Raw genomic sequence first — 14,431 nt, forward strand, 5'->3', positions numbered from 1 at the left:
AACCCTGATAAAAGAAAACACACTCATCCTAGGACAGAATGAGTGCGTGAAAAATCAAAGTAAATCGGCATTTCCCTGCGACAGTACTAACTGCATCAGGTTCAATGGGTATCATCTCAGCCATAACAGCACCCCAAATGTTTTTTATTAAAATGTACTTTTACTATAGCATAGAATAACTATAAAAACTAGTCTTGGCACTTTTTTTCTTTCATCAAAAGCTGAAGAAATCAAACAATTTTGTAAGATAACTGTTAGGCAAATAAATGGTTGGTTTTTCTGGACTTTGTTATATTGTTCTTTATGAAAGAGAGGCGTTTATACTATGGGTAAAACATTAACTGGCTTTCACTTGAAAGTCATTGGGGTTATTTCAATGGTCTTTGACCATCTATTGCAATTTTTTAGTTTTTTAGGCGTGCCTGGTTGGTTCGGATGGATTGGACGAATTGCTGCACCTATTTTCTTATTTGAAAGTTCTGAAGGCTTCATTCACACAAGCAATCGGCGAAAATACATGTTCCGGTTATTGTTAGGCTTCTGGATTATGGGGATTCTGAACGGCATTTTAAATGCGTATTTTTCAACAGGTGGCTTAATTATCAATAATATTTTTGGGACGTTATTTTTAGGTACGGTCTACATGCAGTCTATGGACTATTTTAAACAAAAACAAATTGGTAAAGGGCTTCTTTGGTTTATTGTGCCTTTATTAATCAGTGCTCTACCTCTCGTTGTTTTTAGTTCTCCAGACATATTAAGCAACCCTGCTATCTTAATTGGTTTCCAACTTTTCAATCTGATTGTGCCATCACTAATGATGACAGAAGGTGGGTTTTTATTTGTTCTCTTGGCCGTGGCTTTTTATTTATTCCATGGCAAAAAGTGGTTACAAATTTCAGCAATTGGCGTTGTTGCGTTGATTTCAGCAGCCAGCTATAATTTCCAAGAACTATTCGGGGTGAACCACCAATGGATGATGATTTTAGCAGCGATTCCAATTGTTCTTTATAATGGTGAAAAAGGCCGTGGCATGCGGAATTTCTTTTATATTTTCTATCCAGCTCACATTGCTATTTTTGCAATTATTAGTTTCTTCATGCAACGTTAATTATTTTCTGCTTGACGATTGCCTAAAAACTGTTTACAATGCAACATGTAAACAAATCGTACAGATAACACGCAAGTTGCGTGTCGAGAGAGAGGCGGTTTCTATTCTTATAGAAACTGCTTCTATTTTTTTACGAAAAAATGAAAACTATAGAGGTGATTAAATGGAACAAAAAAACGTACGATTATTCCCTGCCGTTTTAGCGACAGGAATTATGTCTTTTGCTGGCGTATTAATTGAAACAGCAATGAATGTAACCTTTCCGACATTAACAAAGGAATTTGGTGTTTCCACCGGTACCGTGCAGTGGGTGACAACGATTTATTTATTAGTTATTTCTATCATGGTGCCCTTATCCAATTATTTATTAAAAACCTATTCGCTAAGACGCTTATTTATCGTTGCGAATCTTTTCTTTTTGATTGGTTTAGCGATTGATGTCTATTCGCCATCTTTCAGTATCTTGTTATTAGGCCGACTCTTCCAAGGGGCTAGCACTGGGATTGCTTTGCCACTGATGTTTCATATTATTTTGAACTTTACCCCGCTGGAAAAACGAGGAACGATGATGGGGGTAGGCACATTGACCACTTCAATTGCTCCAGCCATTGGTCCAACGTATGGTGGAATCTTAACATCTTCCCTGTCTTGGCACGCCATCTTTTTATTCTTAATTCCTATTTTACTACTTTCTTTGTTTATGGGCTTATCTGCTATTCCAGAAATACCTGTTAAAAAAACCACCACTCTTGATTTGGTTAGTTTAATTGGTATTGCCCTGTTATTTAGTGGTTTGTTGATGTTTTTAAGTAAAATTGGCACATTGTTTGGCTGGCTTTCACTTCTGGCAGCCGTTATTGGCTTTGTTATTTTTTATAAACGAGCAACGACGGCTGAACAGCCACTAGTTCGTTTGACAATTTTAAAAAATCCCGCCTTTGTTTTATTTTTATGTGGCTTTTTAGTTTGTCAATTCTTATTGTTAGGTATTTCCTTTGTCTTACCAAACTTTGTTCAAATCGTCCTTGGAAAAAATGCGTTTGTAGCTGGGCTAGTCATGCTGCCAGGTGCTACAGTCGGGGCCATTTTGGCACCACTTTCTGGACGAGTGTTGGATCAATACGGCGCTAAAAAACCTATATTATTTGGCTTAAGTTTGGCGACAATCGGTTGGCTAGCTTTAACAATTTTACTAGAGATGCCTGTTTTATTAGGATTCGTCGCTGGACATGTTACCTATATGATTGGTCTAGGTTTTGCATACAGTAATATGATGACAACTGGTATGAGCTTGTTAGAGGAGAAAGATTTTGGCGACGGCAATACGTTATTTAATACACTTCAACAATTTTCTGGCGCTATTGCGACGGCCATTGTAGCGACGATTATTAATATCGCTCAAGACCACGCAGATAATTTTGCTCAGGGGACAACGATGGGCTCCCTCATTTCTCTGATTTTCTTGTTAACCTTATTAGTAATTGTTTTAATTGCTTGCTGGAATTATTTCCGCAAAAAAGCTTAAAAAAAAGCAGCTGGTCAGTTCCATAGTAACCAGCTGCTTTTTTTAGTTTTCTAAAGATAGTTGTTTTTTTGTTCTTCTTGCTTCCGAATATAAAGTACGAACAAGACAGCAATTAACACGATAAAACCACCAAAAATCGGTGTATATGTTACTGATAAATGATCTGTGACCACCCCACCTGTCATTGAGCCAACGGTAATCCCAATATTAAAGGCTGCAATATTAAAAGCTGAGGCCAAAGTGATATCTTCTGGAACATACTTTTCCGCTAATTCTACAACATATAGTTGTAAACCAGGTACATTCATAAAGGCAAATAGACCCAACATCAAACTTGCTAATAAGCCTAGAAGACTGTTATCCATTAAAACAGTAATAAATAAAAAGACTAAGGACAGAATTAATAAGCTAAACATTTTTACTAACGAATCTAAAGGTTTTTTATTTGCCCAGTGACCACCTACTGTATTGCCAATTGCGACCATTACGCCATAAACAACTAAAATAATCACTACCGCGTTGGCTGAAAAGCCTAAATTTTCCAATAACGGTGACAAGTACGTATATGCAGCAAACGTTCCACCATAACCAAAAGCAGTAATTAGAAAAGAGAAAACGAGGGGTTTGTTCGTAAAAATCCGCGTGATTCCTTTTAAGTCAACCTTCCCTGGTATCGGTAAATTTTTGGGAACTAAAAAATAACTAGCAATCAGTCCCACCAAGCCAATACTGGCTATAAAAAGAAAGGACATATGCCAAGCTGTTTGTTGCCCAATAAACGTCCCTAAAGGTACACCAGTCACTGTTGCAACCGTTAAGCCCGTAAACATAATAGCAATGGCGCTGGCACGACGTGATGGCGGCACAACATCTGCGGCAATGACAGTCGAAACAGACATGAAAATGCCATGCGCCAATGCAGAAAGTATCCGCCCTACCAATAAAATAATAAACGTTGGCGCAAACGCAGCAATTAAATTCCCACTAATGAAAAGAAGCATAATCCCCAGCATTAATGAGCGACGATTCCATTTTCCTGTCAAAATTGTTAATAACGGCGCCCCAATCGTCACACCTAAAGCGTACAAAGAAACAGTCAAACCTGCTTGGGAAAGACTAATATGAAAACTTTTAACAATCATTGGTAATAAACCCACACTAATAAATTCTGTTGAACCGATTGCGAAAGCATTGATAGCTAATGCAAAGAGCGTTAAATTTGGTGAAATTTTCTTTTCCATTCTCTTCCTCCTAAAAAACATTTGAATTTCAACAAAAATTACTATATACTAAGATTGAAATTTTGATAAGTACCTACTTTTTTGTATCATAGGTACCTTTTAGTAACTTTTGGTTATTATCAACCTATTAAGGAGGAATGTTTTTTGGAAACTCGTACATATGCGATTGGTGTCGAAGCAACGATGGATGTTATTGGCGGTAAATGGAAACCAATTATTCTGTGTAATTTACGGCACGGCGCCATGCGCCCCAGCGATTTAAAACGCGGTATTACTGGCATTAGTCAAAAAATGCTGACACAACAATTACGGGAACTCGAAGAAGACAACATTATCGAGCGGAAAGTTTACAACCAAGTTCCACCAAAAGTCGAATATTATTTAAGCGATTATGGTCAAAGCCTCTCTGCTGTCTTAGATAACTTATGTAATTGGGGAGAATCCCACGTGGCTCATTTGCAAGAACAAGGCCAAGAAATTTATTTAAAATGTGAAGACTAGTGAATAAAACGTTTATAAACTATATCAAAAAAGAGCTTTAAGCTATTTAAGAGCCTGGGGAAAAATCTAAAATGATTTTTCCCCAGGCTCTTCTTATGCTTTAATAACTTGAATATCTTGCGTTAATTGGGCCCAATGATTAGTGGGTCCGTGGCCATGTCCAACAGAAATTGCTTGGCTAATGGCCCCTTGTATAAACTGTTTGCCAATCACAATCGCCGCTTCTAACGGCGTACCTTTTGCTAATTCGGCTGCGATACACGCTGAAAAAGTATCTCCTGTTCCATGAGTATTTTTCGTTACAATTCGTGGTGCACTTAGCCAAAAGCTCGAACCGTCTTCCATTAACACATAATCAGCCGCTTGTTGATTTGTGCTATGTCCGCCTTTCATAATAATATTTTTTGTGCCCAATTGCTGTAATTTTTTTGCTGCGGTCTGCATTTCTTGTTCTGTCTTGATGGTCGTCTCTAGTAAAACTTCCGCTTCTGGTAAATTAGGTGTCACGACCGTTGCTAATGGCAACAGTTGCTCTTTAATCGTTTGAACTGCCTCGGCTTCTAACAAATGATGTCCACCTTTAGCCACCATTACAGGATCGACAATCAACGGACCAAAATCAACTTTCTGCAAATTGCGAACAACAGCTTCGACACGCTCACTATCTGCTAACATCCCCGTTTTCGCTGCCCCAATTTTAAAATCATCCGCCAGTGATTGGAATTGTGCATCAATAAATGAACTAGGAATCGGTAAGCTATCTTGCACGCCATACGTATTTTGTGCCGTCAATGCAATGACAATATTTAAGCCAAATGCCTGCCGTGCTTGAAATGTTTTTAAATCTGCTTGCATGCCAGCTCCCCCACCAGAATCAGAACCAGCAATCGTGACTACTTGTGGGGTCAAATTATATTCGGTCATTTTCTCGCCTCCAACATTCGCTCCGTTACACGCATCAACCCTTGAACTTTCTCGGTTATCTGTTCAGCCAGCATAATTTCACTGACCAGTGAAACACCAGCCACTCCCGTTCCCATAAGTTGTTCTATATTTTCTTCTTTGATCCCACCAATCGCCACAACAGGAATCGTGACTGCTGCAGCAATTTCAGAAAGTGTCTGCAAAGAAGTTAACGGACTGTCCTTAGTCATTGTGGGGAAAATTGCGCCCACGCCTAAATAATCGACGCCCTCGTTTTCCGCTTCAACTCCTCGTGCCACCGTTTTGGCTGAAACACCTACGATTTTTGTGGACCCAACCAGTTTTCGCACAAGAGCAACCGGTAATTCATCATCCCCTATATGCACACCTGCCGCATCCACTGCCAAGCAAATATCGACACGATCATTAATAATCAACGGAATCTGATACGCATCTGTTACCGCTTTAACTTTCACTGCTAATTCGTAAAAGCGCCGTGTTGACACTTCCTTTTCGCGCAGTTGGACCAATGTCACTCCACTGCGACAAGCAGTTTCAATTCGGTTTAAAAATTCAGTATCACTAAAATCATACCGACCTGTCACCAAATAAACTTTCAATTGCTCTCTCATAGCACTCGTCCTTTCACCGCCTCAAACCAATCCTTCTCCTTCATTAAAAGAGATAACTGATTTAACGTATTTTGGCGAAAATCGGCCAGCCCTTGGCTCTTAGTCTTGGCTTTTTCTCCGCAAAGATTAAAATAGCTCACTGCGGCTACTGCCGCAGTCATTGGCGCGTTGCCTTCACCTAATAAAGCGGCAACTAATGCGCCGACTAAATCGCCCGTGCCAGTGAAACAATCCAACTCAGGCACGCCATTTTGTAAGACAATCACTTGCTCTTGGTTAACCAAAACATCTTGAATCCCTGTTGCTAAAAATACCGTCTGGGGAAACTTTTGCGTTTGTTGACGTAAAGCCTGAATCAGTTCCTCAATTGCTTCTTCACTTTGATCCAAAGGGCTGCCATCCACTCCTCTGCCATGACTCACCAACTGGCAAAAAGTCCGCATTTCTGAAAGATTTCCTTTCACAACGGTTGGCTGATTGTGCACCAGCTTTTCCCCGACTTCATTTCGAATATCACTGGCGCCATAACCGACTAAATCGACTACGGTCAGTTTATTCACTTGCCGAGCATAATCACTAGCTGCTAACAAGCTTTGCTCTCGTTCTTGTGATAAATGGCCTAAATTCAAAACCAAAGCACTGGTTTGCTGAAACAACTGCGGAAATTCCCGGGGATCATCTGCCATAATGGGCTTAGCATCAATATAAAGTAATGCATTCGCCATAGACTCACACGTAATTTCATTCGTAATGCACTGAATTAATGGTGCCGTTGTCAGTGGAAAAATCGTTTCAAACTTAACGCTTGTTTTCATAAAAGTACCCTCCTAAAAATAATTCCTGTGTTTGTTTAAATACCCGAGTTTCTTTCAGTTTTACTAAGACAAGCCAAGCAATCACTGAACCAATCAGTGTGGCACCAATAAATCGTGGTGTATAAATGAACCAATAAAAATTCTGCTTACTGCCAGTAAACCAAACCATTACAGGATAGGACAATAACGAGCCAATGATGCCTGTCCCAAAAATTTCCCCTAGCATCGACCAGCCTAATTTTTGTCCCCATTGATAAAATAAACCAGCAAAAAACGCGCCAAAAACGGCACCTGTTAACGCTAATGGCGGAATACCTAAGAATGTCATACGGATTAAGCCGCAGACAAGTGCCATGAGCGTTCCGTAAAGAGGACCTAATAAAACTCCGGCAATAATGTTCATGACACTGGACATAGGGGCCATTCCCTCAATTCGCATTAACGGCGATAATACAACGTCCATCGCAATCATTAAAGCCAGTAACGTAACTCTGTGGATTCGATTTTTTTCCACGTAAAAAAACTCCTTTCTGCGAGAAGCAAAAGGAGGCGCGACTGAAAAAGACAGAAAAACCCAACCACAAATAAACGTAGTTGGGTGCAATAATCGGTCAAAATTTCAAGACATTTCCCTGCGCCAGTCCTAACTGTTTCAGGTTCCATGGGTATAATCTCAGCTAATAGCACCCCAAATGTTTCTCTTCAATTGGCTTTAGTATAGCATAGTTTTTTGGAAGCGACTACTAAAATTGCCAAAGAGTTTTCCCACAAAAACAGAAAAAACGTCATGCCCAAAAAGTTCGATTTTTTGGGCATGACGTTTTTCATACTTTCGTTTGTCTTATTTTTTAGAATCCTGGCATTCCTTTGGTGTATTTACCTAAAGTTGCTTCGGTTTCTTTTTCAATTTTTACTAACGCATCGTTGACAGCCATAATGACTAAATCTTGTAACATATCAACGTCTTCAGGATCAACCACGTCTTCTTTAATGGTCAAATCTTTCATTGTGCGATCACCAGTAAAGGTCGCTGTCACAAGTTGATTGGTTGCCTCACCGATAAATTCTTTTTCATTTAGCGCTTCTTGCGCTTTGGCCATTTCTTTTTGCATTTTTTGTACTTGTTTCATCATGCCTTGCATGTTGCCCATTCCTCGCATCATAATTCCTCGACTCCTTCATATTAATCATCTAGTACTTCGACAAGCTCTTCACCAAACATAGCGATTGCTTCATCTACTACTGGATTTTCTTGTGAATGTTCATTTGTTACAGGCGGTTCGTCCGCTAGACGAGCCATTTCATTTTCAGGTTCAGAATGATTCAAACTGCCCTGATTTTGGTTAATAAAACTTTGTCTTAGTTTTGGCCAGCTTTCTCTAGTAATGCAGACCATCTCTGGTGTATAGTCCATCAAACGGCTTAAATTATTATTGAAAGCTAACTGCATCTCTTCATCGTCTGTTGCACGAGCACAAACAATCTCATAGTCAAATGCCACCACGATGCCCTTAGGACTCGCTGCGACAGGTTCACTAGCCTTTAGCATCGCTCGTTGAGTCACAGATAATGTTTGCAGTAAGTCTTCCCAGACATTTTTCACATTCATTAAATGTGTTCTAGTCGCTTCGTTTAAGACTTGATATACCCGTTCTGTGGGTACACGGAACGAACTTTTTGGCGCTTGTGGTCGTGCTTGTTGACGTGGCGCATCTGCTTCTTTAGCAGCTACACCGTGTTTCTTTAATTCAGCCAGTTCTTTCTTCAGTTGCCCGATTTGATTTTGTAAATCTGCTAATTCTGGATTTCCCTCTGCACTACCATCTTGATTAGCTGTTTCTGGCGTGTTGTGTTTATTGGGTTGCACCGTTTTAGCTAATTTGACAGTGGCTACTTCCAGATAGATATTCGCATTGTTGGTAAAGCGGATCTCATTTTGTGTGTCACTTAAAATTTGGATTAGTTGGTAGATTTTTTCAGCAGGTGTTTGTGTAGCTAGTTCCTTAAATGCTTCTGTCAAAGTTCCTGCTTTTTCTGCTAATAACTTCGGTGCTTGCTGATACATCAGTAAATCTCGACAATATAATAACAAATCTTCTAAGAAACGGCGCGCTTCTTTGCCTTCGCCTAAAATACTTTCCAAGCCTTCTAATGCTCGTTCAACATCACCGGCGACACAACACTGAATATAATGATCCATCATTTCATAGGTTAGGCTGCCTGTCACTTGCATTGCATCTTCCAGTGTTACTTTTTCATCACTAAATGAAATCGTTTGATCCAAGATACTCAAGGCATCTCGCATCCCACCTTCCGCAGCACGCCCAATCACATAAAGGGCTTGTTCCTCATAATCGAGAGCCATTTCCTGCATGATATGGGCCATATGATCGACGATATCTTGCGTACTAATTCGCTTAAAATCAAAGCGTTGCGTCCGTGAGATAATCGTTAACGGAATCTTGTGTGGTTCAGTCGTTGCTAAGATAAAAATAACATTTTGTGGTGGTTCTTCCAAGGTTTTTAAAAGTGCATTGAACGCGCCAGTTGATAGCATATGAACTTCATCAATAATATAAACTTTGTACTCTGCTTGTGTCGGTGCATACTTTGCTTTATCACGAATATCACGGATTTCTTCCACGCCATTATTACTCGCCGCATCAATTTCAATGACATCATTTAAACGACCTTCCGTAATGGCTACACAGGTTTCACAAACATTACAAGGTTCACCATCTTGACTATGTTTACAGTTAATCGCTTTAGCAAAAATTTTTGCGGCACTGGTTTTACCTGTACCACGAGGGCCAGTAAATAAATAGGCATGAGATGTTTTCTTTTGCACTATCGCATTTTTCAGTGTCTGAGTAATTGCTTTTTGTCCTACTACGTCATCGAAACGTTGTGAACGCCAGACCCGATAAAGTGCTTGATAAGCCATTTTTTACCCTCCCTTATTTTTCATTCTTATCTATTATACGTGATTTTTAGTCATTCGGCATCTTTTTTCTTTTAATGAGTCACTGGCGCAACCATTGCTAAAAAAGCCGCTTTTCCTTCACTTGTTTCTGCAAACGCACTGGCTTCTTTTAATCGCTGTTGATACGCTGAAGCGATAGTTTCAAGTGCCTGCGTTTTCTGGTTGTTCCAAGTCGTTAAACCTTGGACTTCTGCTAACGTTAACGAAGGCTTTGCTTGAGGTCGACTAAAAATTAAGTCCATGACATATAAAAGTTCTTTTCGTCGGGCAACGATTTGTATCTCATCCGTTGGCAGTTTTAGCATTTGCCATTGCTCAAAAATATCATTTGCGGCTTGGGCAACTTCTAACGCATTCGGTCCCTCTAGGCGAAATGTCGCAACTGGCCAATTCACCATTCCTGCGTTGATTAAAGGATAGTTAGCTAACTCAACATATTCTGAAATGCTCGCTTCGGCTAATGGAAATTGTTGCAAACCCGTTTGATAATAGACATGCTCATTTTGTTCAAAGTCAGCATCAATCCCAGCAAAATAATGAGGAAAGACCTCAACAATTTTCAACAATTGCTGAAAAGTCTTAATTGAACGTTTCGCTGCCTGATGTTTTTCAAACGCAATCACACCTTGTTGCTGATATTGTGCCTGTTTTACAAAGGAAAACCCCCAGCTTTCGCCATCTAAGTTCATTCGAATCACTCGATGGTTCGTAGTCGCAGGAAATTGCTGACTTCCCTGGTAGCCTTCTGTTGCCATGCACCATTCACAGCGGGGATAGCTTTGTGCAGAGAGCGTTGCTTTTGGCGCCTCACTGTGGACCTTATTTGCTAAAAAATCACCATAGACTGTTGAAAAAACAACAGGTTCTTCCTGTTCAATGACCGTACCGTTTTTTTGACAAAGTTGGTAAAAATACTCGGTAGCCTCTTGTGGCTCTTTGGCATAATGTTGTGCAAAAAAAGCATTAACCACAGAAGGTGGCGGTGTCAACAAATCCATCAATTGCACCATGAACTGTTCTTTTTGTTGCTCTGTTTTTACAAGTTGGTTGGCACTCGCAATTTGACACAATTGTTCCGCCAAATCAGCGGCGGGTGTTGCCACAGGCCGTATGTCTACTTCGCCTAATTCTTGTTCACCAATCATTGATAATAAACGGTTCTGAAGATATAAGCGATCCAACTCCATCCAACCACCTGCTTGAATAGCAAGTGTGGTAAAATCGGCAATCATTTGACTCGTGGTCATCGATTCATTCCTCCTATTACTTTTCTTGATATCCATGTGGATGAGCTTGGTGCCATTGCCAAGCGGTGGCGATAATGTCCTTGACCTCAGTTACTTCTGGTTGCCAGCCTAAAACTCGTTTGGCTTTTTCACTAGAAGCAATTAACGTACTAGGATCCCCTGCTCGGCGTGGCGCGATTGTTGCAGGAATTTCTTGGCCTGTCACTTCGCGAGCAGCATCTAACATTTCTTTAACAGAATAGCCGTTGTTGCTTCCCAGGTTAAAGACGTCACTTTCGCCGCCATTTTTCAAGTATTCTAAAGCCAAAATATGTGCTGCAATCAAGTCTTCAATGTAAACATAATCTCGAATGCACGTGCCATCTGGTGTATCATAATCATCCCCAAAAATACTTAGCTCTGCTCGTTGGCCTAATGCCACTTGTAAAATAATTGGCACAATATGCGTTTCTGGCGTGTGATCCTCACCAATTGAGGCATCTTTTTTTGCTCCTGCAACATTAAAATAACGCAAAGCAACATATTTCATTTCATAAGCGTTGTCGCACCATTTCATGATTTTTTCCATCATTAATTTACTTTCCCCATACGGATTTTTAGGATTCGTTGGGGTTTCTTCTGTAATAGGCATTGCTTTTGGTTCGCCATAAGTGGCCGCTGTGGAAGAAAAAACAATGTGTTTCACCCCGAATTCTTGCATGACTTCCAACGCAATTTGAGTGCCGTGAACATTGTTATTGAAATACATTAACGGTTTCTCCACGGATTCTCCTACTAAAGAATTGGCCGCAAAGTGCAACACCCCTTCAATTGATTCCTTTTCAAAGACGCTACGTAAAAAAGCTTTATCACGAATATCGCCTTCATAGAAAGTCGCTTGTTCATGAACTGCTGAACGATGTCCCGTTAATAAATTATCAACAACAATAACGGCATATCCTTTTGAAATTAATTGATCGACGGCATGTGAGCCAATGTAGCCTGCGCCACCTAATACTAAAATAGACATAAATACGCTCCTTTTACTCCCTAATTTCTTTTTCTATTGTACCATTAAATAAGGTCTACTTCTGAATTATTTCATTTTGTAAACAGGATTTAATTTGGCCATTTCTCCTTATTCATTTTTCCTATAAAAATACAGAAAAGACTTGGTAAATTTTAACAAATCTCTAAATTAGTCGTAGAGTTTATGAAAAATCATTGTAACTATTGGATTTTTTTGCTTTTTTCCGTCATAATAGAAACAAATACAATTTGAAAGAAGGAATGAACGATGAAAAAATTTGTATCAGGTATGTTAGTCGGTACTGCTATCACAGTTGCTGCTTTAGCCGGTGTGGCTACAACTATTAAAAAAACAGTCATTGATCCAATTGAAGAAAAAGAAGATATGATTGAAGAAAACCGTAAAAAAGCGATGCGTAAGCGTATTGCACGTTAAAAAATAGCTGTGACGTTGAGATAAAAAATCTAACGCCAAGAAATCAACAGAAGCGCTTCTGGCTCTGTTGATTCTCTTAAGCATAACAAGTGGTCATCCATCAAAGCGATGGATGACCACTTGTTATGCTTTCTTTTTTACCAAAGGAGCTGACTATTTTTCTTAACTATTAAAAATAGTGGCAGCAATCCGATCCATATCGCGCATATTCCAAGGATCCACACCAGGACGAGCTGCAGCGGCTGTTAACCAATGAATACCTTCTGTTGGAATACCACAACTAAAAAGGCCTGTCGCCACCTGTCCATCTTTTGTCATGACTTGATTCGTGGCAGGCACAATCAAGAGTGCACCTGTTTTGACTATTTGACCATCGGCTAATGCCAGTTGATGGAGCGTAGCTAGCTTATCGGCTAACAACTGCCTCGTTAAAGGATTCAAACTTTTTTCATTATTGACTTTGGGAATGCGCGCTTCAATTAAAAAGTGACTATTATACCGATTTTCCGGAAACAAATTAGCATAAGTAATAAATTGACCCGCTTTCATTTCGACACGCATTTCTGGCCCCAGAATCGTGACTAATCCCAGTTCAACTAACGCCTGTAGCTCTTCTGTTCTTTCAACAGAAGGTCCCACTGACAAAAAGGTATACAACGGGGTAAACCAATGCCACAACCACTTTTGACTCTCGTCATTCGTTAATAATCCTTCATCCAAAACAAAGCGAATCTGATCTCTTAAATCTTTTAAACTGTCTAAAGCAGTGGTCAAAGGACCGCTAAGATTGCCTTTCTCTGCTTCTTGAATATCCCATTTTAAATACTCTAGTAAAAACGAACGAAAACTTTCATGAGTAGTTTTCTTTGTTTCAGGATGTTCTAACGCTTGCCAATCAAACCAATCTTGTTTTTCAAAGTGGGCTAGGCTTTCCGGCGCTCCCTTGGTTTGAATAAACAGCTGTTGAAAGGCCTCTTTAGAAAGATGCGGATATTTTTCTTCGATTAAGCAAGTGTAATACACATATTCCACTTCTTTTTTTAAATACCCAAAAAACTCTGCGCCTGTAACCTGTCCTTTTTTACGACATTCAGCTAAATACGTTTCGGTTAAAAAAACAGGCTGATAGGTTTCCCCGTAGCCTTTTTGATTATTCCCTCGAGGATGAGAAGGAAAACCGCGACCAGAACCAGCAATAATAATAGGCTCTCTTCCAGAAGGTTCATAACGTAAGCGGCCATTTTGACGAGAAAAAACACCCCCGCGGCCAATCGTCAAGGCAGATAAATAGTCAAAAAATGCCAAACCTAAGCCTTTTAACACAACGGGTTGTTTTGCAGGTATATTGGCAAGTGCCAATAAAGCATCCGCCGCATTTTTAGGAGAAGAATAAAACAAACGATGCTCCTTGGCGTAGTCCGCAAGCTCTTGTTCAACAGTCGTTAATTCATTTTCTTGGTGACCCAAAGCTAAAATTACTTTGTCTGCCGTAAACTCAATGGATTGAGTATACACATAATAGTTATCCTCTCCTGCCCGCACAGCAGTTACTGGCTCTTTAAAAAACGTCAGCGATGTTTGTTCGTTACACCTCGTGGCTAAATACGTATAAAACCATTTTTGGTACATGCCATAAAAAGCCCTCGAGCAGTGATCATTCGGTCCAAGGCGATGACATTCTTTCAACAACTCAAGATAATTATAGGGTTGTTGCTGTTGAATGTACTGCGCAGCTTCTGTTTGGGTCCATTCATAGAGAGTGGGGCCCTTGACAATTGGTCCTTCGCCACTAAAAGATTCATCTGTAAATAAAGTGACTTGACTAATCACGGTGTTCATTAATAAATAATTAGGTTGCTCTGCTCGCCAAATTTTCCCACCTGGACCGTATGGATCAAACAACGTGAGCTGAACATTTATTTCCGTTTTACGAGCCCATTCAATGACTCGTTCTGCAGCTGATAAGCCTCTGGGTCCAGCACCTACAATTGCAATTTTCATCCAATCA

General features: G+C 39.9%; 14 protein-coding genes and 2 riboswitches. Of the genes, 4 read left to right on the plus strand and 10 right to left on the minus strand.

Annotated elements, in window-relative coordinates; all coding sequences use genetic code 11:
* Window positions 1–55 precede the first annotated feature (55 nt).
* Window positions 56–146, minus strand: a riboswitch (TPP riboswitch).
* A 179-nt stretch (window positions 147–325) separates the two neighbouring features.
* Together PYW42_RS11590 and PYW42_RS11595 are read left to right on the plus strand one after the other, a co-directional pair.
* A complete protein-coding gene (locus PYW42_RS11590) occupies window positions 326–1,111 on the plus strand; it encodes a TraX family protein (RefSeq protein ID WP_002362333.1) in 786 nt (261 codons plus the stop codon).
* Window positions 1,112–1,274: 163 nt separating this feature from the next.
* On the plus strand, window positions 1,275–2,636 hold the full coding sequence (locus PYW42_RS11595; protein ID WP_002382490.1) for an MFS transporter: 1,362 nt from the start codon (window positions 1,275–1,277) through the stop codon (window positions 2,634–2,636).
* Window positions 2,637–2,686: 50 nt separating this feature from the next.
* Here the strand turns inward: PYW42_RS11595 and PYW42_RS11600 are convergent, their stop codons facing one another.
* Complete coding sequence (locus PYW42_RS11600) at window positions 2,687–3,877, minus strand: MFS transporter (RefSeq protein WP_002359426.1); 1,191 nt, start codon at window positions 3,875–3,877, stop codon at window positions 2,687–2,689.
* Window positions 3,878–4,021: 144 nt separating this feature from the next.
* On the opposite strand from PYW42_RS11600, the gene PYW42_RS11605 reads away from it, so the two are divergent.
* Entirely contained in the window at window positions 4,022–4,378 is a 357-nt protein-coding gene (locus PYW42_RS11605) for a winged helix-turn-helix transcriptional regulator (protein WP_002356348.1), read from the plus strand.
* 93 nt (window positions 4,379–4,471) lie between these two features.
* On the opposite strand, the gene thiD is transcribed toward PYW42_RS11605, so the two are convergent.
* The 8 genes from thiD to galE all read right to left on the minus strand — a co-directional run bounded on the left by thiD (window position 4,472) and on the right by galE (window position 11,988).
* Window positions 4,472–5,302, minus strand: a complete 831-nt coding sequence (gene thiD / locus PYW42_RS11610; RefSeq protein ID WP_002411315.1) for a bifunctional hydroxymethylpyrimidine kinase/phosphomethylpyrimidine kinase — start codon at window positions 5,300–5,302, stop codon at window positions 4,472–4,474.
* Window positions 5,299–5,934 (minus strand): thiamine phosphate synthase, encoded by a 636-nt coding sequence (gene thiE / locus PYW42_RS11615; protein ID WP_002411314.1) that lies wholly within the window; start codon window positions 5,932–5,934, stop codon window positions 5,299–5,301. The genes thiD and thiE overlap by 4 nt, the downstream gene beginning before the upstream one ends.
* Window positions 5,931–6,749 carry a hydroxyethylthiazole kinase gene (gene thiM / locus PYW42_RS11620; RefSeq protein ID WP_002411313.1) on the minus strand — a complete coding sequence of 273 codons (819 nt, stop codon included), beginning with the start codon at window positions 6,747–6,749 and terminating at the stop codon, window positions 5,931–5,933. The genes thiE and thiM overlap by 4 nt, the downstream gene beginning before the upstream one ends.
* On the minus strand, window positions 6,733–7,221 hold the full coding sequence (gene thiW, locus PYW42_RS11625; protein WP_002356342.1) for an energy coupling factor transporter S component ThiW: 489 nt from the start codon (window positions 7,219–7,221) through the stop codon (window positions 6,733–6,735). The genes thiM and thiW overlap by 17 nt, the downstream gene beginning before the upstream one ends.
* Window positions 7,222–7,361: 140 nt before the next feature.
* Window positions 7,362–7,450: riboswitch (TPP riboswitch) on the minus strand.
* Window positions 7,451–7,597: 147 nt separating this feature from the next.
* A complete protein-coding gene (locus PYW42_RS11630) occupies window positions 7,598–7,912 on the minus strand; it encodes a YbaB/EbfC family nucleoid-associated protein (RefSeq protein ID WP_002382484.1) in 315 nt (104 codons plus the stop codon).
* Window positions 7,913–7,932: 20 nt separating this feature from the next.
* Entirely contained in the window at window positions 7,933–9,693 is a 1,761-nt protein-coding gene (gene dnaX / locus PYW42_RS11635; protein WP_002356340.1) for a DNA polymerase III subunit gamma/tau, read from the minus strand.
* Window positions 9,694–9,764: 71 nt separating this feature from the next.
* On the minus strand, window positions 9,765–11,015 hold the full coding sequence (locus tag PYW42_RS11640) for a UDP-glucose--hexose-1-phosphate uridylyltransferase (protein ID WP_002411312.1): 1,251 nt from the start codon (window positions 11,013–11,015) through the stop codon (window positions 9,765–9,767).
* Window positions 10,996–11,988 carry a UDP-glucose 4-epimerase GalE gene (galE, locus tag PYW42_RS11645; RefSeq protein ID WP_002362484.1) on the minus strand — a complete coding sequence of 331 codons (993 nt, stop codon included), beginning with the start codon at window positions 11,986–11,988 and terminating at the stop codon, window positions 10,996–10,998. Before galE ends, PYW42_RS11640 begins: the two co-directional genes overlap by 20 nt.
* A gap of 267 nt (window positions 11,989–12,255) precedes the next feature.
* On the opposite strand from galE, the gene PYW42_RS11650 reads away from it, so the two are divergent.
* Entirely contained in the window at window positions 12,256–12,423 is a 168-nt protein-coding gene (locus tag PYW42_RS11650) for a DUF3042 family protein (protein ID WP_002356337.1), read from the plus strand.
* A 162-nt stretch (window positions 12,424–12,585) separates the two neighbouring features.
* Here the strand turns inward: PYW42_RS11650 and PYW42_RS11655 are convergent, their stop codons facing one another.
* On the minus strand, window positions 12,586–14,424 hold the full coding sequence (locus PYW42_RS11655) for an FAD/NAD(P)-binding protein (RefSeq protein ID WP_010708906.1): 1,839 nt from the start codon (window positions 14,422–14,424) through the stop codon (window positions 12,586–12,588).
* Between the last annotated feature and the right edge of the window lie 7 nt (window positions 14,425–14,431).

It is taken from the genome of Enterococcus faecalis, assembly GCF_029024925.1.
In the GTDB taxonomy this organism is placed as follows: Bacteria; Bacillota; Bacilli; order Lactobacillales; family Enterococcaceae; genus Enterococcus; species Enterococcus faecalis.